This is a genomic window from Streptomyces thermolilacinus SPC6 (assembly GCF_000478605.2).
GTDB classification, from domain to species: domain Bacteria; phylum Actinomycetota; class Actinomycetes; order Streptomycetales; family Streptomycetaceae; genus Streptomyces; species Streptomyces thermolilacinus.
The window spans coordinates 2,329,751-2,349,005 of the sequence record NZ_ASHX02000001.1 but is presented as its reverse complement, the minus strand read 5'-3'; the positions used below and the strand labels follow the sequence as shown (position 1 = coordinate 2,349,005).

16 protein-coding genes are annotated in these 19,255 nt (G+C 75.3%); 10 read left to right on the top strand and 6 right to left on the bottom strand.

Annotated elements, in window-relative coordinates:
* Positions 1-63: 63 nt before the first annotated feature.
* Positions 64-549, bottom strand: coding sequence for a 2-oxo-4-hydroxy-4-carboxy-5-ureidoimidazoline decarboxylase (locus J116_RS09735; protein ID WP_394331505.1), 486 nt, complete (start codon positions 547-549; stop codon positions 64-66).
* 600 nt (positions 550-1,149) lie between these two features.
* Between J116_RS09735 and J116_RS09730 the strand changes: the two genes are divergently transcribed.
* Both J116_RS09730 and J116_RS09725 read left to right on the top strand, forming a co-directional pair.
* Positions 1,150-2,805 carry a beta-N-acetylhexosaminidase gene (locus J116_RS09730; protein ID WP_394331504.1) on the top strand — a complete coding sequence of 552 codons (1,656 nt, stop codon included), beginning with the start codon at positions 1,150-1,152 and terminating at the stop codon, positions 2,803-2,805.
* Positions 2,806-3,046: 241 nt separating this feature from the next.
* A complete protein-coding gene (locus J116_RS09725) occupies positions 3,047-3,649 on the top strand; it encodes a hypothetical protein (RefSeq protein ID WP_023586898.1) in 603 nt (200 codons plus the stop codon).
* 104 nt (positions 3,650-3,753) lie between these two features.
* On the opposite strand, the gene J116_RS09720 is transcribed toward J116_RS09725, so the two are convergent.
* Positions 3,754-5,673 (bottom strand): hypothetical protein, encoded by a 1,920-nt coding sequence (locus tag J116_RS09720; RefSeq protein ID WP_023586897.1) that lies wholly within the window; start codon positions 5,671-5,673, stop codon positions 3,754-3,756.
* Positions 5,674-5,715: 42 nt separating this feature from the next.
* Positions 5,716-6,144 (bottom strand): hypothetical protein, encoded by a 429-nt coding sequence (locus J116_RS09715; protein WP_023586896.1) that lies wholly within the window; start codon positions 6,142-6,144, stop codon positions 5,716-5,718.
* A gap of 151 nt (positions 6,145-6,295) precedes the next feature.
* Between J116_RS09715 and J116_RS09710 the strand changes: the two genes are divergently transcribed.
* The 3 genes from J116_RS09710 (at position 6,296) to J116_RS09700 (ending at position 9,100) form a co-directional block, all read left to right on the top strand.
* Positions 6,296-7,036, top strand: coding sequence for an RNA polymerase sigma factor (locus tag J116_RS09710; protein WP_023586895.1), 741 nt, complete (start codon positions 6,296-6,298; stop codon positions 7,034-7,036).
* A 268-nt stretch (positions 7,037-7,304) separates the two neighbouring features.
* Positions 7,305-7,982 (top strand): RNA polymerase sigma factor, encoded by a 678-nt coding sequence (locus J116_RS09705; RefSeq protein ID WP_023586894.1) that lies wholly within the window; start codon positions 7,305-7,307, stop codon positions 7,980-7,982.
* Complete coding sequence (locus J116_RS09700) at positions 7,982-9,100, top strand: hypothetical protein (RefSeq protein WP_023586893.1); 1,119 nt, start codon at positions 7,982-7,984, stop codon at positions 9,098-9,100. Before J116_RS09705 ends, J116_RS09700 begins: the two co-directional genes overlap by 1 nt.
* A 507-nt stretch (positions 9,101-9,607) precedes the next feature.
* On the opposite strand, the gene J116_RS09695 is transcribed toward J116_RS09700, so the two are convergent.
* Positions 9,608-10,546, bottom strand: coding sequence for a L,D-transpeptidase family protein (locus J116_RS09695; RefSeq protein WP_162850451.1), 939 nt, complete (start codon positions 10,544-10,546; stop codon positions 9,608-9,610).
* Between the two features lie 230 nt (positions 10,547-10,776).
* Here J116_RS09695 and J116_RS09685 point away from each other — a divergent pair, with 230 nt between their 5' ends.
* From J116_RS09685 to J116_RS09675, 3 genes are all read left to right on the top strand, one after another.
* Positions 10,777-12,357 carry an acyl-CoA mutase large subunit family protein gene (locus tag J116_RS09685; protein ID WP_023586891.1) on the top strand — a complete coding sequence of 527 codons (1,581 nt, stop codon included), beginning with the start codon at positions 10,777-10,779 and terminating at the stop codon, positions 12,355-12,357.
* Positions 12,358-12,443: 86 nt separating this feature from the next.
* Positions 12,444-13,127 carry a leucine efflux protein LeuE gene (gene leuE / locus J116_RS09680; protein WP_023586890.1) on the top strand — a complete coding sequence of 228 codons (684 nt, stop codon included), beginning with the start codon at positions 12,444-12,446 and terminating at the stop codon, positions 13,125-13,127.
* Between the two features lie 74 nt (positions 13,128-13,201).
* Positions 13,202-14,020 (top strand): MerR family transcriptional regulator, encoded by an 819-nt coding sequence (locus tag J116_RS09675; RefSeq protein ID WP_023586889.1) that lies wholly within the window; start codon positions 13,202-13,204, stop codon positions 14,018-14,020.
* A 44-nt stretch (positions 14,021-14,064) separates the two neighbouring features.
* Here the strand turns inward: J116_RS09675 and J116_RS09670 are convergent, their stop codons facing one another.
* Positions 14,065-15,408 carry a polysialyltransferase family glycosyltransferase gene (locus tag J116_RS09670; RefSeq protein WP_023586888.1) on the bottom strand — a complete coding sequence of 448 codons (1,344 nt, stop codon included), beginning with the start codon at positions 15,406-15,408 and terminating at the stop codon, positions 14,065-14,067.
* Positions 15,405-16,391 carry a glycosyltransferase family 2 protein gene (locus J116_RS09665; protein ID WP_023586887.1) on the bottom strand — a complete coding sequence of 329 codons (987 nt, stop codon included), beginning with the start codon at positions 16,389-16,391 and terminating at the stop codon, positions 15,405-15,407. The genes J116_RS09670 and J116_RS09665 overlap by 4 nt, the downstream gene beginning before the upstream one ends.
* Positions 16,392-16,557: 166 nt before the next feature.
* On the opposite strand from J116_RS09665, the gene J116_RS09660 reads away from it, so the two are divergent.
* Together J116_RS09660 and J116_RS09655 are read left to right on the top strand one after the other, a co-directional pair.
* Positions 16,558-17,886, top strand: coding sequence for a DUF6716 putative glycosyltransferase (locus tag J116_RS09660; RefSeq protein WP_023586886.1), 1,329 nt, complete (start codon positions 16,558-16,560; stop codon positions 17,884-17,886).
* The gene (locus tag J116_RS09655) at positions 17,883-19,253 is read left to right on the top strand and encodes an acylneuraminate cytidylyltransferase (RefSeq protein WP_023586885.1); all 1,371 of its coding nucleotides are present in this window, start codon (positions 17,883-17,885) and stop codon (positions 19,251-19,253) included. Before J116_RS09660 ends, J116_RS09655 begins: the two co-directional genes overlap by 4 nt.
* Positions 19,254-19,255 lie beyond the last annotated feature (2 nt).

Genomic DNA, 19,255 nt, shown 5'->3' with positions numbered 1-19,255 from the left:
TCATGGTAGCGACGACTTGTCGGTTCCCTCGCGCGGGGTCCGTATGTGTGATCAAACAGGCAATCAAACAGGCACGGACGGCCTACTGTGATCGGTCGAACCGCCCTTTTCCGTGACAAGCCGGGCAAGGCGGGTCCGGGTGAGGCGGCGGAGTTCCTCGGCCGAGACCACCCGCTCCTCCTCCGCTTCGTTGTCCAGTCGTGACCGGATCCCGCCCAGGACCCGGTCCAGGTGCTCCTCGGGGCGGTCCGCGTCGAGGCAGACGATGTACGCGTGGCCGAAGCGCGCCAGGTACGCGTCATGGGCGTGGCGAAGCGCCGTGTGGGCCGACGAGGGCGTGCCGGGCGGCAGGACGGGGGCCGTCTCGTCGCCGAGCGCCTCGTCCAGATCGGCGCGCGACAGGTCGTACGCGGCCTCGTCGGCGGCGGCGAGCAGCGCCTCGACCGTGGGGTACGGGCGGTGGGCCGCCACCCGGTGCGCCCAGCGGCGGCTCCCGCAGCAGGCGAGGAGGGCGGCCTCGGCGGCGAGGCCGGGCGCGTCGTTGAACAGCGCCAGGAGGTCGGCGGGGCGCGCGGCGGGGCAGGTGGCGGGGCGGGCCTGGCCGGGTATGGCCGCAGTGGCGCCGGAGGTCTGCGGGGCGCCGGAGAGGGGTTCGCGGGACAGCGTGGGCTCCTCGAACGGAACGAAGCGGCTGGGGCGAGCGCGTGCGGAAGTCGTGCGAAAGCTGTGAGGGAGGGGTCACGACGTTACCGAGGGTGAGCAACAGTGGTCCGAAGCCTTTCCGTATTTCACTCGGAAGGCAGAGTTTCAACGCAAGGAATGGACGCACTCGGCGCGTCGGTACCGGGACCCGGTGGTCCCGGGGGAGGAGGCACACCCGTGACCGCCCGCAAGGAACCCGCAGACGGGGCCCCGATACCGCCGTACGCCGACAGCGCCACGCCTCCGCGGGCCCTGGAGAGCCCGCGCGCCCCGGAGGTCCGGCAGGCCCCGCAGGCGCTGGAGGTCCCGCAGGCGCTGGAGGCCCCGCGGGCGCTGGAGGCCCCGCGGGCTCCGCGCGCCTCGCGGTTCCGGCGTACCCGCCCGGCCCCCGCCGCCGTCCCGCGAGGAGCGGCCGACGTACCGCGCGAACACGGGCGGCCTCCGGGCGTGTCGCGGGCGCGTGCGCGGGCCGGGCGGCGCGGCGCCCACGGTGCCAGGGGCGCCCGGGGCGCCGTCGCGGGTGTGGCGCTCGCGCTGGTCCTGGGGCTCGCCGGATGCGGCGGGAACGGCGGCGACGGCGGGGCCGCCAGCCCCGGTGCGGCGACCGCGGCGCCGGGCACCGCCAGCACCCCCGCGTCCCCCCAGGCCACGCCCACGCCCAGCCCCACGCGGACCTACCCGCTGTCCACCGCGCCCCGCACCATCCCCGCCGTGCGCGAGCACGTCGCCGCGCGCGGGCCCGGGTGGCGGCCCGGCGCGGGGAGCGGCGTGGTCGTCGCGCGCGGCAGCGGCGCGCTGGCCGACGAGGCGCGGCTCCTCGCCCGCGAGCTGGGCATCGCCCACCGGGGCGAGGTCCCAGCCCGCGCCGGGGACGTCGAACTGGCGCTGGCAGGAGCCGGTACGGGCGCCCCCGAGTCGTACACGCTGACCACCCGCGGCGGCCGGGTCCGTATCGCCGGGCCCGACGAGGCGGGCGTCTTCTACGGGACGCGGACCGTCAAGCAGGCGCTGCGCTCCGGCGGGGTCGTGCCGGAGGGCGTCATCCGGGACCGGCCCGACCGCCCGCAGCGCGGCCTCATGGTGGACATCGCCCGCAAGCACTTCACCGCCGCCTGGCTGGAGGCCCGCGTCCGGGAGATGGCCGACCTGAAGCTGAACCAGCTCGGCCTGCACTTCTCCGACGACCAGGCGTTCCGCATCGCCTCCGACAGCCACCCCGAGGTCGTGTCCCGGCCGCACCTCACCAAGGCGGAGGTGCGCCGGATCGTCGCCCTCGCGGCGAGCCTGCACATCACCGTCATCCCCGAGATCGACTCGCCCGGCCACCTCGGCGCCGTCCTCGCCGCCCATCCCTCGCTCCGGCTGCGCAACGCCCAGGGCACGGTCGCGCGCGGCGCGATCGACATCGCGCGGCCCGAGTCGGCGCGGATCGTGGACGACCTGCTGCGCGAGTACGCGGAGCTGTTCCCCGGCCGGTACTTCCACGTCGGCGCCGACGAGTACCGGGCGCTGATGGCGTCGGACCCGGAGGCGTCGTACCCCGCGCTCGCCGCCGAGGCCCGCCGCCGGTACGGCCCCGAGGGGCGCGTCCAGGACCTGGCGACGGCCTGGCTCAACGACCGGGCGAAGGTGGTGCGGGCGGCCGGGAAGCAGCCGAAGGCGTGGAACGACGGGTTCTTCCGGGGCGGTGTGGTCGCCGCTGACAAGGGCGTCGAGGTCGAGTACTGGACGGGCCGCGAGATCGGCGCCCGGCCCCCGGTGGAGTACCTGAGCGAGGGCCGGAAGGTCGTGAACGTCAACGACCGGTACCTCTATTACGTGCTCGGCGAGCCGAACCAGTTCACGTACCCGACGGGCCGGGAGATCTACGCGTCGTGGACGCCGCTGGTGCTGCGCGGCACGCAGGCGGTGCCGTCGCGGTACTCGGGGCAGATCCTGGGCGGCCGGTTCGCCGTGTGGTGCGACCTCGCCGACGCCCAGACGCAGGACCAGGTCGCGGCGGGCATCCGGACGCCGCTGCGGGCGCTGGCGCAGAAGGTCTGGGACTCGCGCGAACCGGTCCTGAGCTGGGCCGAGTTCTCGAAGCTCGCCGGGCGGCTGTGACGCGTCGCGGGCCCGTCCCGGGGGGCGGGCCCGCGACGCGTCAGGACGCGGGAACGTCCGTACAGGGGCGGTGGGCCCCGGCGCACCGGGGTCACGGGCGCGTGGTGCTCCGGGGCCACGGAGGCGCGGCGTTCGGGGCCACGGGGGTGCGGCGTTCCGGGGCCACGGGGGTGCGGGACGTGACGCTTTCCCGACGGGTGACGCAGTAAGGGGAAGTACCGCGTCCGCGACGGGAGACGTCATGAGTCCGAGCACGAGCACGACCCCGAGCCTGGTGGAACTGATCGCGCGGGCCGACGAGCGGGGGCTGGCCGCCGCCGCGCTGGCCTGCCTCGACCGCTGTCTGCCGCTGCTCGACCCGGAGGCCACCGACGAGCTCCGCCCGCTGTGGCTCGGGGTCGCGCGCGTGGGCGCCGACTGGCCGGACCGGCTCGCCGAGGCGCGGGCCGCCGTGGACGCGGGTACGGCCGCCGGGGCCGGTTCCGCCCCGGTGGACGCCGAGGAGGCCGCGCTCGTACGGCGCATGCTGGACGCCGCCCCGGACACCTGGGCCCGCGAGCCGCTGCGGGAGTGGGCCGACGTCTGCTCGCTCGCCGCGCTGGAGCTGCACCACCGGCTGTGCGCCGCCCCGTCGCCGGGCCTCGCGGAGGTGCTGGACCGCTGCCGCACGGGCGAGCCCGAGGGCGTCGGCCCGCTCGCGGACGGCGAACTGCGCCGCCAGGTGCGGGTCCTGGAGGTCCTGGCGGACGGCGCGGCGGGCGGCCTGCGCCGGGCCCTGGACCTGTCCGCCGAGGGCCGCCGCGTCCTCCAGGCCGTCCGCTCCCGCCGGGCCCGCACGGCGTAACGGCCGGGCGGCGCCACTGCCGTACCGGGGCGGCCAGGACCGGACCCGTACGGGGCGGCGCGGAGCAACCGGCGGCGCCGCTGCCGGTCCCGCGCCGCGCCGGTTCAGAGCAGCAGCAGGACCGCCACGCCCCAGAGGGCCGAGACGACCGCGATGAGCGGCCCGACCGGCATGCCCTGCTGGGCCGGGGTGGCGTTCTCCAGGGGGCGCAGAGCGGGGCGGCGCAGCAGGGCGTGGGCCTCGTCGGCGGCGCGCGGGGCGTACGGCTCACGTCCCAGGCGCCGTTCCAGCCAGGGCCAGCCGACGGGGGAGAGGGTCACCTCGGTGTCCCCGTCCCGGGCGACGACCAGGTCGCCGCCGCGGTCGTGGCGTACGGCCGTCACGTCGTCCCACAGGACGCGCCGCACCCGCCACGGCCCGGCGATCCACAGGCCGTCGCGGTCGGCGGTGAGCCGCCAGTTGAGCGCGGTGGACGCGGACGTGACCACGAAGAGCAGGCCGATCAGCGGGAACACCGACAGCCACGACACGTCGTCCAGCAGCGCCCACACGCCGCCGCCCTGCACCGCCAGCAGGAACACGCCGACGCCCCGCGACACGCGGTCCGCGCCCCAGGTGCGGGGCGCGGCGGACGGCTCCAGCGTCGCGGCGACCTCGTCCACGGGCCGCCGATGTGCCCGCCCGTCGCCGGGGCGCGCGGAACTCCCGGGCGCGGCGTCCGGCAGTCCGCCGCCGAAGAGGCCCGGCACGGCCGGTTTCACGGCGGTGACGCTGCACTCGACGGCGACCCCGCCGGGCTCCTCGTCGTCGGGCGCGACGAAGGCGAGTTCGGTACCGGTGTACGGCAGGCCGTACAGGACTGCCTCGCGCAGCGGGGGCGGCGGGTCCTCGCCCTTGAGGATGGCGCCGACCTTGCGCAGCCCCTCCGCCAGCTCGTCGTCCTCCTCGTCGTCCGCCTCGTCCTCGTCCTGCGGGCCGCGCGGCGCCCCGGGCTGCTCCTCGAAGGAGTACAGCGAGTGGAAGTGGAGGAGCGGCCGTTCGGCGGCGAGGTCGTCGGCCGCGTACACCCACGTCCTGCCGTCGTCGTGGCCCTCCCGGACCAGCACGCGCAGCACGGGCAGCGGGCCGCGGTGCAGCTGCCGGGAGCGGGTCCTCCCGTCCACCGCGTTGGCGAGGAACGCCAGCCCGCCGACCAGTCCGGTGAGGACCAGCAGCTCCCAGCCGAAGATGTCGTACGGCTCCGCCACCAGCCGCACCCAGTCGCCGTCCACCAGCAGCTCGGCCCGGCTGTCCACGGGGTACAGCTCCGGGAAGAGCGTCTCCACGCGGTGGACCCGCTCGCCGACGGCGACGTCGAGCACCAGCTCGTCGTGGTCGGACTTGGTGACCGTGCCCGTCACGGGCGTCAGCGCGGCGGCACGCCGCTCGTACTCCTCGGCGACCCGCTGCCCCTGCCAGAACCCGAACACGGCGGCGGCCAGCAGCAGCGCCGCCAGCGCGAACGACAGCCGCCCGCGCCGGAAGGCGAGCGCGGCGGCCGGCACGGGGTGGACGGCCGGGCCCGCCGCCTCGCGCGCCAGCGCCCGCTGCCGCCCGGCCGCGGCGATGCGGTGCAGCAGCCCCGCGGCGGTGAACGCGACGGCCGCGAAGAAGGCCAGCACCGGGGGTTCGCCCAGCATCGCGGCGGCCCCGTTGACGGCCAGGTCCCCGACGACGACGACGGCGAGGCCGGGCAGGGCGAGCCGCGGCTGCCGCACCACCCAGTACAGGGTGAGCGGCAGCGCCGCGGCGACGCACAGGCCCGGCCAGTCCGTCCCGCACGGCTCGGCCACGGTGCAGTCGGTGTCGGGCGCCGCCGCGATCCCCCACACCGCCGTCAGGGCCACGGCGAGCACGGCCCACAGCGGGTGCGCCCACGCCGCGGGCACGGCGGCCAGCCAGCGCCGGGCGTCGGGGGTCCGCCAGTCGGCGGTGCCGGGCGGTATGCGGTCGGCGGGCAGGGGAACGGGCGACGTGGTGTCCACCCGCGCATTATCGCGACACGGGCGGCGCCACCTGAGACGGTCTCAGAGGCTGTCGCCCCAGCCGCCCTGGATCATCGTCTGGAACGCCCAGGTCCCGCCCCGCCGGATGAGGATGTCGGCGTACCGCAGCTCCCGCTTCTCGTCCCCGGCGGTCATGGTCGAGTCGGTGAAGACCACGGCCATGGAGGGCGACAGGAAGACGGGCGTCCGCGTGGACTCGAAGGCGATGTCCTCGGAGCCCTCGCCCATCACCCCGGTCATGACGGCGACGAACCGCTCGCGGTCCCACTGCGCGGACCGGCCGTCACCGGCTTGGTCGTCGCTGACGAGGTTCAGCGGGAAGACGGCCATGTCGGCCATCCCCGCGACATCGCGCCGCGCGCTGCGGGCGTCGTACTCCGCGAACCACGCGTCCAGGCTCGTGCGGTCCTCGGCGGTGGGGACGTATCCGGTCTCGGGCAGAAAGGTCACACAGGCTCCTCGTGAGTGAGGTGGTCAAGTTTGACCACGTGCAGAAGGTATCCCCGGCGGAGCAAGTAGTCAAACTTGAATAGCGGCAACCTCGAGTGACGTAGGTCACCCTTCCTGTGACACTTCCGGCCCCGCGCACGCAGGCTGTGGTGTGGGGGGAGACGACGGTGACGAGCTGGCCGAGGCCGTCCTGCTGGCGCGGGGTGGCGACGAGCGGGCCTTCGCGCGGGTGTACCGGGCGGTGCAGCCGGGACTACTCGGGTACCTGCGGGGCCTCGTCGGGGACGACGCCGAGGACGTGGCGGCGGAGGCGTGGCTGGAGATCGCGCGGGACCTCGGCCGCTTCAGGGGCGACGGCGGCGGGTTCCGCGGCTGGGCGGCGACCGTGGCGCGCCACCGGGCGCTGGACCACCTGCGCAGGCGCGGCCGCCGCCCCCGTACGACCCCGCTCGAACAGGACGCGCTGGAGCTGCCCGGCCGGCACGACACGGCGGCCGACGCGCTGGACGCCCTGTCCACGCGGACCGCGCTGGCCCTGATCCGCGCGCTCCCGCCCGACCAGGCGGAGGCGGTGCTGCTGCGCGTGGTGGCCGGACTCGACGGCCCGTCGGCGGCGCGGGTCCTGGGCAAGCAGCCCGGAGCGGTCCGCACGGCCGCGTACCGGGGCCTGAGACGCCTGGCGGAGCACCTGGGGCACGCCGGGCCGGGGGAGGACGGTGGCGGCGGGCGAGCCGAAGGCCCGGGCGGCGGGCGGTGCCGGGCGGATGACGGTACGGGCGGACGCGCGGGCGGCGGTGCGGGGCGGCCCGGAGGCGGTACGGAGGGGGACCCTGGCGGCGGCGGTGGGCCCGGGGGCGGCACGGGCGGCGGGCCGGGCGGAGGCGCCGGATGACTCGGCCGACGGGCCGGGCGGCTACCGGAGGACGACCGGGGCCGCCACCCCCCACAGGAGAGGCCCCGGTCGCCGTCCGCGGGTCCGCAGGACGGCCCCGTACTCCTTACAGCGCCGCCGGTGCGTTTTCTGTCACACCACCCGGAGACCCGGGCTGTTGCATGTTGTACAAACATGGACGAGATACGGCAGCAGCACGTAGCGTGCTGCTGCGGCGCTGGGCGGACCGGCCTGATGTGCCTGCCGCGATGACGAACGGGTTGTGGGAGTGCTGGGGGACGACGCGGAGCTGACCGCCGCGGTGCTCGCGGCACAGGACGGGAACGAAGACGCCTTCCGTACTGTGTACCGCGCCGTGCACCCGCGGCTGCTCGGATACCTACGGACGCTGGTGGGCGACGGGGACGCCGAGGACGTGGCGTCCGAGGCGTGGCTCCAGATCGCCCGTGACCTCGACCGGTTCAGCGGCGACGCCGACCGCTTCCGGGGCTGGGCGGCCCGCATCGCCCGCAACCGCGCGCTCGACCACCTGCGCATGCGCGGCCGCCGGCCCGTCCAGGGCGGCGACGAGACGGAGCTGACCGACAAGCCCGCCGACTGCGACACGGCCGGCGAGGCCATGGAGGCCCTCGCCACCGGCCACACGATGGACCTGATCGCGCAGCTCCCGCAGGACCAGGCCGAAGCGGTGATCCTCCGGGTCGTCGTCGGCCTCGACGCCAAGAGCGCCGCCGAGGCGCTCGGCAAACGGCCGGGCGCCGTCCGCACCGCCGCCCACCGCGGCCTGAAGCGGCTCGCGGAACTGCTCGGCGCCGGCGGCCCGGACGGCGCCGCGCTGAGCGCCGTACCCCCGCAGCCGGGCCCCCGTGCCGGGTCCGGCGCACAGACCCCGGCCGCGCGCCGTGCTGTGACGCATTCGCGCCCGCGGACGCAGAAGGACATGTGATGGCCGACGAGCGGAATGAGTGGCTCGACCACGAGGCGGCGGAGCGACTGCTGCGTGGTGAGCCGGTCGACGCCGACGACGATTACACACGGTGGCAGGTCGAACGCCTGGCGAAGGCGCTGGACAGCGCCCGAGGCGCGACCGCCCCTCTCTCCCCCGGCCACTCGGGCGAGCTGCCCGGCGAGGCGGCCGCCGTCGCGGCGTTCCGCGCGGCCCACTCGGCGCGCGGAGCGAAGCCGCATGTCGCCGCCGGTTCGGACCTGGGCTCCGTACGGATCGGTGCCGCCCTGCGCGCGCCGCGCTGGGCCCGCCCCCGTGGCTGGATGCGTCCCGCCCGCTGGGGCCTCGCCGCCTCCGTCGCCGGGCTGGCGGTCGGCGGTGTCGCCGTAGCGGCCGGTACGGGCGTGATCCCCGCGTTCGGCGGCGACGACGCGCCCGTGCCCGCCGTGTCGGCGGCCGCGCCCGGGGAGGTGGAGGCCCCGGAGGGCCGCGCGCACACGCCGCCCGGCTCCCACCGGCACGGGACGCCCACCGACCCGGCGAGCCCGCCGCCCCTCGTGCCGCCCGGCCCCTCGAAGGGCGTGGGCGGCACCGCCACGCCCGGCGGCGGAACCCCGGATGACAACGATGGCGCCACACCCGGCCGTACGGAGCCCGACTGGGGCCGTACGGAGACCAGGGCGCCCGACGGCACCTGGCCCGCCCGCACCACCCAGGCGTGCCGCGACCTGCGCGACGGCCGCCTCGACACGGCCCGCCGACAGCAGCTGGAGCTGGCGGCGCGGGGCAGCGGCGTGCAGCAGTTCTGCGACCAGGTCCTGTCCGGCGGCGGCCGCCAGTCGGGCGGTACGCCCCCCGGCACCGGCACCGGCACCGGCACGGGCGGCGCCCCCGACATCGGTACGGGCACGGGCGGCGGCGGTACGAGCGGTGGCGGTACGAGCGGTGGCGGCTCCACCGGGGGCGGCGACCGCGACAGCGGCGACCCCGACACCGACCGGGGCGAGGGCAAACCGGGCGGCAAGGGCCGCACCGACGACAAGGGCGCCTCCGGCAGGACGTCCGGCACCCAGCACCAGAAGTCCCCGGCCGAGCCGCCCACCGGCAAGCGCGCCTGACGCCGCGTCACGACTGCGGCGCCGCGTCGGCCGCCTGTGGAATCCGGGCCCCCGAAGCGCCCCGACGCACCCGGCGCGTCGTCCAGCCGCCCCGCGCGCCCCGCCGACGACGAGCGGGCCCGGGCGACACCCCCCGCCCCGCCGACCGCGCGGGCCCCGACAGCACACCCCCCGGGCTGCCGCAAGCCCTCCGGACCCACCGCGCCCCGCCTCGCACGCCCCCCACGCGCACGTCCCCCACGAGCGAGCCCCCGCCGGACGACCCGACGGCACCCTCGCCGTAAGCTCCTGACCTGCGATTTCCCTGACTTCCTCGGCAGGTGTGACACTTTTCGAGCGCGTGACGCAGTAATGAGTGAGCCGACTGGTCATCGGCGGCGCAAGGAGCCGGGGTTCCCCCCGTACCTACGGCTCAGCGCATATGGCGCGGGCGGGACACGTTCCCCCGGTCCCGCCCGCGCCCTTCTCTCCAGCACTCCGCATCGGCCCCGCTGGATCACTCCCGCGTCACCAGTGGACGACCACCTTGTCGCCCACCCGCACCTGCTCGAAGACCTGCGCCAGCCGCGCCTTGTCCCGGACGTTCACGCAGCCGTGCGAGCCGCCGTTGTAGCCGCGCGCCGCGAAGTCCGCCGAGTAGTGCACCGCCTGGCCCCGGCTGAAGAACATCGAGTACGGCATCTCCGAGTGGTACAGCGTGGACGTCCACGTCCGCTCCTTGCGGTCCACCTTGAAGGTGCCCTCGCGGGTCGGAGTGTTGACGGAGCCGAAGCGGACGTCCATCGCCGAGACGACCTTGCCGTCGATCATCCAGGCGAGCGTCCTGCTCTCCTTGCTGATGCACAGCACCCGGCCCTCCATGCAGCGCGGGTCCGGGGTGTCCAGCTCGTTGGTGGTCCGCGGCCGCAGCTCGTTCTCCGTCGGCTTCCGCGTCATCCCGACCAGCCTCGACCACGTCGTCTCGTCCACCGAGCCCGTCGCCGGCAGCTCCCGCTTCCTCTGGAACTCCGTGACCGCCTCGGCCGTGAGCGCGCCGTAGAAGGCGGTGGGGCTGCGGTGGAAGTACCCGATCTGCCGCAGCCGTGCCTGGAGCTCCCGCACCTGCTCGTTCTCGGTGCCCTTCGCCATCAGCACCTTCCCTCCCGGCGACGCCGAAGCGGCGGGCTTGTCGTCGCCGCCGTCCGACGAGGACGGCGACGCGGACGCCTCCGAAGCGGACGGGGAGGCCGCCGACGGCGACGGGGCGGCCGACGACGGGGACGCGTCCGCCCCGGGCGACGACGGCGACGACGGCGAGGACGGCGAGGACGGCGCCGACGACGCGGCGCCCGCCGGGGACGCGTCCGCCCCGGCCGCCCCAACGGCCTGGGCGGAGCAGCCCGTGGCCAGGGCGATCGCGGCGGCGGCGAGCACGCCTCTGCGTATGGCGGTGAAACGACGGTGCATGGCAGCCCCCCGGGAATCGATCGTGTGTAGACAGGGATACTTCCCCGCCGCGCGCGGTTGCCCGACACCGGGGTGATGTGACGATGCTGTGACGGAGGCCGGGCCCGCACGGCCCGGCGGGCGCTGTGAGGAACGTCCCAGCGTGCGGCTCTCCACCGGCCGCACGCCCGCCGCTACAGTCCGTCGCGAGGGTCGGTACCTGCGAGTAGGTCTATCGGAAGGCACAGCACATGGCGCGCGAGTCGGAGTCGGGACTGCCCATCGAGCCGGTGTACGGGCCGGACGCCCTGTCCGGCTGGGACCCGGCGGAGAAGCTGGGCGAGCCGGGCGCGTACCCCTTCACCCGGGGCGTCTACCCGACGATGTACACGGGCCGCCCCTGGACCATGCGCCAGTACGCCGGTTTCGGTACGGCCGTCGAGTCGAACGCCCGCTACAAGCAGCTCATCGCCAACGGCACCATGGGCCTGTCCGTCGCCTTCGACCTGCCCACGCAGATGGGCCACGACTCCGACGCGCCCATCGCGCACGGCGAGGTCGGCAAGGTCGGCGTGGCCGTCGACTCCATTGACGACATGCGCGTCCTGTTCGGCGGCATCCCGCTCGACAAGGTCTCCACGTCGATGACGATCAACGCGCCCGCCGCGCTGCTCCTCCTGCTGTACCAACTCGTCGCCGAGGAGCAGGGCGTGCCCGCCGACAAGCTCACCGGCACGATCCAGAACGACGTGCTGAAGGAGTACATCGCCCGCGGCACGTACATCTTCCCGCCGAAGCCGTCGCTGCGCCTGATCGCGGACATCTTCAAGTACTGCAAGGCCGAGATCCCGAAGTGGAACACCATCTCGATCTCCGGCTACCACATGGCGGAGGCCGGTGCCTCGCCCGCGCAGGAGATCGCGTTCACCCTCGCCGACGGCATCGAGTACGTCCGCACGGCCGTCGCCGCCGGCATGGACGTGGACGACTTCGCGCCCCGCCTGTCCTTCTTCTTCGTCGCCCGTACGACGATCCTGGAGGAGGTCGCCAAGTTCCGCGCCGCCCGCCGCATCTGGGCGCGGGTCATGCGCGAGGAGTTCGGCGCGAAGAACCCCAAGTCGTGGATGCTGCGTTTCCACACGCAGACCGCCGGAGTCCAGCTGACCGCGCAGCAGCCCGAGGTCAACCTCGTCCGCGTCGCCGTCCAGGGCCTCGCGGCCGTGCTCGGCGGCACGCAGTCGCTGCACACCAACTCCTTCGACGAGGCCATCGCGCTGCCCACCGACAAGAGCGCCCGCCTCGCCCTGCGCACGCAGCAGGTCCTCGCGTACGAGACGGACGTGACGGCGACCGTGGACCCGTTCGCGGGCTCGTACGTCATCGAGAAGATGACCGACGAGGTGGAGGCCCTCGCCCTCGAACTGATGGGGAAGGTCGAGGAGCTGGGCGGCGCGGTCAGCGCCATCGAGCGCGGCTTCCAGAAGAACGAGATCGAGCGGTCCGCGTACCGCATCGCCCAGGAGACCGACAGCGGCGAGAGGGTCGTCGTCGGCGTCAACCGCTTCACGCTCGACGAGGAGGAGCCGTACGAGCCGCTCCGCGTCGACCCGGCCATCGAGGCGCAGCAGGCCGAGCGCCTCGCCCGGCTGCGCGCCGAGCGGGACCAGGCGGCCGTCGACGCGGCGCTCGCCGAGCTGAAGAAGGCCGCGGAGGGCTCGGACAACGTCCTGTACCCGATGAAGGACGCCCTCAAGGCCCGCGCGACGGTCGGCGAGGTGTGCAACGCGCTGCGCGAGGTGTGGGGCACGTACATCCCGACGGACGCCTTCTGACCACCCCGCGTAACGGCTGACCTGCGTCGTTCCACGAACCGGAACCCGGAGGCGGAGTGCCGCACGGCTGTGCGACACTCCGCCTCATGCTGGGTGTCACCGATCTGCCGACCTATCTGGCAGGCCTCCTCGTCATCGTCCTCCTGCCGGGCCCGAACTCGCTGTACGTGCTCTCCGTCGCCGCCCGCCGCGGCATCCGGAAGGGCTACGTCGCCGCGTCCGGTGTCTGGTGCGGCGACACGGTCCTCATGACGCTGTCCGCCGCCGGTGTGGCCTCGCTGCTGCAGGCGAACGCCGTGCTGTTCGGCATCGTGAAGTACGCCGGGGCGGGCTATCTGACGTGGCTGGCCGTGGGGATGCTGCGGTCGGCTTGGTCGATGTGGCGGGGCCGTCCCGACCCGGCCGACGCGGGGCCGGACGCCGGGACCGGTGCGGCGGGGCCCGGGCCGGTGGGGTCGGAGCCGGTGGGGGAGCGGCCGTTCCGGCGGGCGTTCGTGATCAGCCTGCTCAACCCCAAGGCGATCCTGTTCTTCGTCGCGTTCTTCGTGCAGTTCGTGGACCCGGCGTACCCGTACCCCGCGCTGTCGTTCGTGGTCCTCGGCACCCTCGCGCAGGTGGCGAGCGTCCTCTACCTGTCCCTGCTGATCTTCGCCGGCACGCACCTGGCCGCCGCGTTCCGCAGCCGCAGGCGGCTGTCGGCGACGGCCACCTCGGCGGCGGGCGCGCTGTTCCTCGGCTTCGCCGCGAAGCTCTCCACGGGCGGCGCCTGAGCGGGGCCGGGAGCGGCGTCCTGCGGGCCGGGCTTGACCCTGACACCGTGTGAGGCCGTGTCGTGGAAGGCGTCATGTTCACCATCGGAGACTTCGCCCGGCACGGCCGCGTGTCCGTCCGCATGCTGCGCCACTACGACGCCATCGGACTGCTGCGGCCCGCCCATGTCGACCCGTACAGCGGCTACCGGTTCTACGAGGCCGGACAGCTGGCCCGGCTCAACCGGGTCATCGCGCTGAAGGACCTCGGCTTCACGCTCGACCAGGTGCGGTCGATCGTGGACGACGAGGTCGGCGCGGACGAGCTGCGCGGGATGCTGCGGCTGCGGCGGGCCGAGCTGGAGGCGGCGGTCGCCGAGGCCAACGCCCGGCTCGGGCAGGTCGCGGCGAGGCTCCGGGCCATCGAGAGCGAGGGACACATGTCCGACCAGGACGTCGTCGTCAAGAGCCTTCCCGCCGTGCGGCTGGCCGAGCTGAGCGGCGTCGCCGCGAGCTACGCGCCCACCGACATCGGCCCCGTCGTCAGCTCCCTGTACCAGGAGCTGTGCGCCCGCCTGGAGGCCGCCGGGGCCACCGGCTTCGGCCCGGGCCTGACGTACTACGAGGACGCCCCGGACGGCGACGGGGCGGTCCTCGCCCACGCCGGGATGATCGTGCCGCCGGGTGCCGACGCCCCCGACGTGGACTTCGTGGAGCTGCCGCCCGTAGAGCGCGCCGCGACCGTCATCCACCGAGGGCCGATGGACGAGGTGGTCTCCACCCACCAGGCCCTGACCGCCTGGACCACCGCCCACGGCCACCGCTCCACGGGCTACGCCCGCGAGCTGTACCTGGAGTGCCCGGAGGACCGCTCCCAGTGGGTCACCGAACTCCAGGAGCCCCTGGCCGACTAGACCGTGTCCCCACCCCGCCCCGCCCCGTCCGGCGGCCCCGGACCTCAGGACGCCAGGCGGCGGCGGAGGCGGGCGACGGCGGGGAGGCGGCGGGCCCGGCGCAGGGCGCGGCGCGCCAGGCGGCGGGCCGTCGGGTTCGCCGAGGCCGCCAGGCCGCCCGGGAGGCCCAGGGCGGTGAGCCTGCGGCGGCGGAAGTACCGGGCCACCTGCGCCGGGGCGGCGCCCGACAGGTGCCGCTCGGCCGCCGGTCGCAGGTCGGGGCGCACCCGGGGCCGCATCGCGTACCCCACCGCCTCGACCAGCGCGGTCACCTCCGCGTCCACCGCGCGCGGCGCCCCCGGCCCGGCCGCGTCCAGGTCCGGCAGCAGCACGTCGGCGAGGGTCACCGGCACCCGGTTGCTGTTCTCGTACGGGGTGAGCCGCTCCAGCAGCAGCCCCGTGCCGGTCCGCGCCACCGGGATGCCGTGGAACCGGGCCGCCGTGAACAGCGCCGTCGAGAAGCAGCCCGCCACCAGCCCGGGCCGCATCCGCCGGAACACGACCTCCGCCAGGACCGGGCGCTCCAGCACCGTCAGCTCCGCGCCCAGCGCCTCCGCCTCCCGCTCCAGCGCCCGCGACCAGGAGGGCGGCGCCACCGGGTGCGGCTTGAACCCCAGCCGCCGGTGCCCGAGCGCGACCGCGCCCCGCACCATCCGCACGTGCAGCGCTTCCTCCTCGGCGGGGGAGAGGATGTCCAGCGCGGCCAGGTACTGCCCCAGCAGCAGCGCGCCGCCCTCGTCCGGTACCTCCGGCAGCGTCTCGTCCCCGGCCAGCTCGTCCAGCACCTTCGTGAACGCGCCCTCCGGCACCACCACCGGCTCCGCCCCGAACTCCGCGAGCAGCAGCGGCCGCAGCCCCGGCACCAGCTCCGGGTGCAGCACCCGCCGCACCCGCTCCCCGACCAGCGGGTCGAGCCGCACCCGCGTCGGGCCGTAGCTCATCAGCCCGTCCGCGTACACGTCGAGCGGAGCGTCCGGGAACAGCCGCGCCAGTGCCAGCGCGGGCGCCACCTGCAACGACTCCACCACCAGCTCCACCCGCTCCGAGCCGAGCCCCCACAGCAGCCGCAGATACCGCTCCCACAGCGGCACGTCGTCGGCGCGCGGCGTCCAGCCCGCCGGATGCAGCGGCGCGACCGCCTCGTTCCACGACCGTACGGCGTCGAACCGGCCGCGCAGCCGCTCGAACCCGGGCATCCGGTCCAGTGGCGGCGTCGCCTCGGGCACCGCCGCGTTGTTGGCGACCAGCAGCACCCGCCGCCCCGCCTCCGGCAGCAGTCCCGCGTCCAGGGCGGCGGCGAGCGTCGCAGCGCCGTACAGGCTGGAGGCGTACAGCAGCTGGACCGTCATGCCGGCACCCCCGCGCCCACCAGGGCGGGCCGCCGCCGCAGCCTGCGCAGCACCACCGCCCGCTCCGCGTCCATCCCGTCCAGCGCCTCCGCCAGCAAGTCCTGCGGCATGCGGCGCAGCGCGGCCGCGCTCCACGCGCGCAGTCTCCGCCGTACGACCGGTTCGAAGCGCTCCGCCGCGCCCACGTGGTGGGCGATGATCGCGCAGTAGGTGCGCACCGCTTTCGGCATCAGACGGTCCGCCTCCGGATCATTCGCGGTTTCCTCGAGTACCTGGTCGAAAGCCCTGATGAAATCGAGCTGACGAATATCCCCGATCTGGGTGAGGGACGAGGCGACACCGCGCCGGTAGAAGATTCCCGGCGTTCCCCGGGTCACCGCGAACGAATCCGCCTCGCGGTGCAGCCGCCAGATCCACGGCCGGTCCTCCGCCGTGCGCAGCCCGTCCGTGAAACGCAGCAGCCCGCGCTCCGCGAGCCGCCGGTGGTACATCCCCGCCCAGGCGTACGGGTAGTCCACCGACGTGGACCGGTCGGCCGGGAGGATCGCCTCCCGAGGTCGCAGCACCTCGCCCCGCCGCCCCACCGGGACCCGCTGGAGCGACCGCTCGCGGCCGGTGCACCGGACATGGTCGGTGCGGACGAAGTCGCAACCCAACTCCTCGATCACCGAGAGCACTTGGGCGTAGTGGCCGGGCGCGACCCAGTCGTCGCCGTCGAGGAACGCGATGTACTCGCCGCGCGCCGCGTCCAGACCCGTGTTGCGGGCCGTCGCCAGGCCCCGGTTGTGTTCGTGCCGCAGCAGCGCCGCGCCCGGGACCTCCCGCACGGCCCGCCGCAGGATCTCCGGCGTGCCGTCCGTCGAACAGTCGTCGACCAGCAGGAATTCGAAATCGTCGCGGGCGTTGGCGCGCAGGCTTCTAAGGGCGTCGGGCACGTATCTCTGCACATTGAAGAACGGCACGACGACGGAGAGCTTGACCACACACCGGACGTTAGGGCGCGGCCCCCGCATTCCTCCCGACGGGGAAAGGGATGCGCGGTGAACAGTGGGCGGCGCACCGCTGAACCGGACGGCCGCCGGACTCTGTTCACCGTTTGTTGCGGTCGAGTTGGGCCGCGCACCGAAATGCATTCCTAACGTCCTCGGCGTGCCTTCGCCCACACCTCGGATCGCCGTTCTCGCGGACTCCGACACCCGCTGGAAATGGGGCGCGCTCACCGCGCGCCGACTCGCCCCGCAGCCCTCACCGGCAGCCCCCGGCATCACCGGGTACGCGCTGCGCGGCCGGGCCACGCCGACCGCCCGGCAGCTCGCCGAGGCCGGACTCGGCACGCCCCGGGAGGTGACGGGCGCGCAGTTCCTGCGGGACGTACGGGAGGAGGCGTACGACGTGGTCGTCCTCGCCCTCGTCGGCGGCACCGTGCAGGCGCTGCTCCACGGGCTCGCCGCCCTGCCCACGCCCCGCCGCCCGGTCGTCGTCACCGGCTACGTGGGCGTCGTCTACGAGAAGCTCGCCGACGGGCTGCTGCTGCGGCACGGCGCCGACGTGGTGCTGGCCAACTCACCGTACGACGCGCGGCGGTTCAGGGCCGTGTACGAGGGCGTCGGCGCCGACCCGTCGGCCGTCGTGGAGGCCCGGCTGCCGTTCCTCGGCGGGGCCCCGCACCGGCCCGTACCGGGACGGCACACCGTCGTGTTCGCCGCGCAGCCGTCCGTACCGGCGTCGCGCGCCGACCGGCTGTACCTGCTGCGGCGGCTGGCCGGGCACGCGCGGCTGCACCCGGAGCGCGAGGTGCTGCTGAAGCTCCGCTCCAGGCCGGGCGAGCACACGACGCACATCGAGGAGCTGCCGTACCAGAAGCTGGCCCGGACCCTGCCGCTGCCGCCCAACACGCGGCTCGTCTACGGGCACATGGGCGCCGTCCTGGACCGTACGGACCTGCTGGTCACCGTGTCGTCGACGGCCGCGCTTGAGGCGCTGCACCGGGGCGTGCCGACGGCGGTCCTCACCGACCTGGGCGTGCGAGAGGCGCTCGGCAACCACCACTTCATCGGCTCGGGGCTGCTCACCTCCTGGGACCGCCTGGACGCCGGTGAGGAGCCGGTGCCGGACCCGGCGTGGCTCGCGGACCAGGGCGTGGAGCCGGTGGGCCCGGCGGGGGACACCGGGCACGAACGGGCCGTACGGGACCAGGACGACGCGGCCTTCGCCGAGGCCCGCCGACGGGTGGCCGAGCTGCTGGAGCGCGACGTCCTGCCGCCCATCGCCCCGTACTACACGCGCACCTCCGCCCCCGGCTACCTGCCCGGCATCCTGGCGCGGCACCGCCTGGACGCGGCCGACGCGACGGCGGTGCCCGGCGCGCGCGGGGTGCGCCGGGTGCTGCGCGACGCGGCGCGCGGGGCGGCGCGGGGCGCGTACCGGCACGGCGTCCAGCACGTGGCGCCCGTCATCCGCCGCCTGGGGGAGCTGTGACGGCCCCGCGCACCGTGCTGGCGGTGATCCCGGCCCGGGGCGGCTCCAAGGGCGTCCCCGGCAAGAACCTCGCCCCGGTCGGCGGCGTCCCCCTGGTCGCCCGCGCCGTCCGGGCATGCCTGGCGGCCCGCCGCGTCACGCACGTCGCGGTGTCCACCGACGACCCGGACATCGCGGCGGTCGCGACGGGCGCGGGCGCCGAGGTGGTCCACCGCCCGGCCGCCCTCGCCGACGACACGGCGACCAGCGAGGCGGCCCTGCTGCACGCCCTGGACGCCCACGAGACCCGGCACGGCAGCCCCGCCGACGTGGTCCTCCTGGTCCAGTGCACCAGCCCGTTCCTGACGCCCGGCGACGTGGACGGCGTGGCGGCGGAGGTCCTCGACGGCGGCGGGGACACGGCCCTGACGGTCGCCCCGACGCACGGCTTCCTCTGGCGCCACACGCTCCCCGCCCCGTACACCGCGCCGGGACCCACCACCCCGTACACCGCGCCCGACCCCACCACCTCCAGCCCCACCACACCCGAGCCCACCACCCCCAGCCCCAACACCCCGCACACCACCCCCGCCGCCGGCCTCCACGCCGAGGGCGTCAACCACGACAAGGCCCACCGCCCCCGCCGCCAGGACCGGCGGCCCGAGTACCTGGAGACGGGCGCCGCGTACGCCATGGACGCCACCGGCTTCCGTACGCACGGGCACCGCTTCTTCGGCCGCACCGCCCTCGTCCCCACCGACCCGGCCCGCGTGCTGGAGATCGACGACCCGCACGACCTGGCCCGCGCCCGCGCGCTGGCGCCGCTCCTCGACCCCCAGGCCACCCCGACCCTGGCCGACGTGGACGCGGTCGTCCTGGACTTCGACGGCACCCAGACCGACGACCGGGTCCTCATCGACGCGGACGGCCGCGAACTGGTCGCCGTCCACCGGGGCGACGGCCTCGGCGTGGCCGCGCTCCGCCGCGCCGGGCTGCACCTGCTGATCCTCTCCACCGAGAAGAACCCGGTCGTCGCCGCCCGCGCCCGCAAGCTCCACGTCCCGGTCCTGCACGGCATCGACCGCAAGGACGCCGCGCTCAAGCACTGGTGCGAGGAGTACGGCATCGACCCGCAGCGGGTCCTCTACGCGGGCAACGACGTCAACGACCTGCCCTGCCTGGCCCTCGTCGGCTGGCCCGTCGCGGTGGCCGACGCCCACGCGGCCGTACGGGCCGCCGCCCGCGCCGTCACGGCCACGCGCGGCGGTGCCGGAGCCGTACGCGAGATAGCCGCGTGGCTCCTGGGCCCCCGCCTCGACGACTCCGCCCGGCCCGCCCGCACCCCTGTCCCGCCCTCCTTCCCCGCCCCCTCCCCGCAAGGAAAGTGACC

Excerpts from the sequence above, each read along its gene's own strand:
- J116_RS09725 (WP_023586898.1), top strand. The coding sequence starts at position 3,047 with ATGAGTCCGAGCACGAGCACGACCCCGAGCCTGGTGGAACTGATCGCG.
- J116_RS09695 (WP_162850451.1), bottom strand. The coding sequence starts at position 10,546 with ATGCACCGTCGTTTCACCGCCATACGCAGAGGCGTGCTCGCCGCCGCC.
- J116_RS09685 (WP_023586891.1), top strand. The coding sequence starts at position 10,777 with ATGGCGCGCGAGTCGGAGTCGGGACTGCCCATCGAGCCGGTGTACGGG.
- J116_RS09700 (WP_023586893.1), top strand. The coding sequence starts at position 7,982 with ATGGCCGACGAGCGGAATGAGTGGCTCGACCACGAGGCGGCGGAGCGA.
- leuE (WP_023586890.1), top strand. The coding sequence starts at position 12,444 with ATGCTGGGTGTCACCGATCTGCCGACCTATCTGGCAGGCCTCCTCGTC.
- J116_RS09670 (WP_023586888.1), bottom strand. The coding sequence starts at position 15,408 with ATGACGGTCCAGCTGCTGTACGCCTCCAGCCTGTACGGCGCTGCGACG.
- J116_RS09675 (WP_023586889.1), top strand. The coding sequence starts at position 13,202 with ATGTTCACCATCGGAGACTTCGCCCGGCACGGCCGCGTGTCCGTCCGC.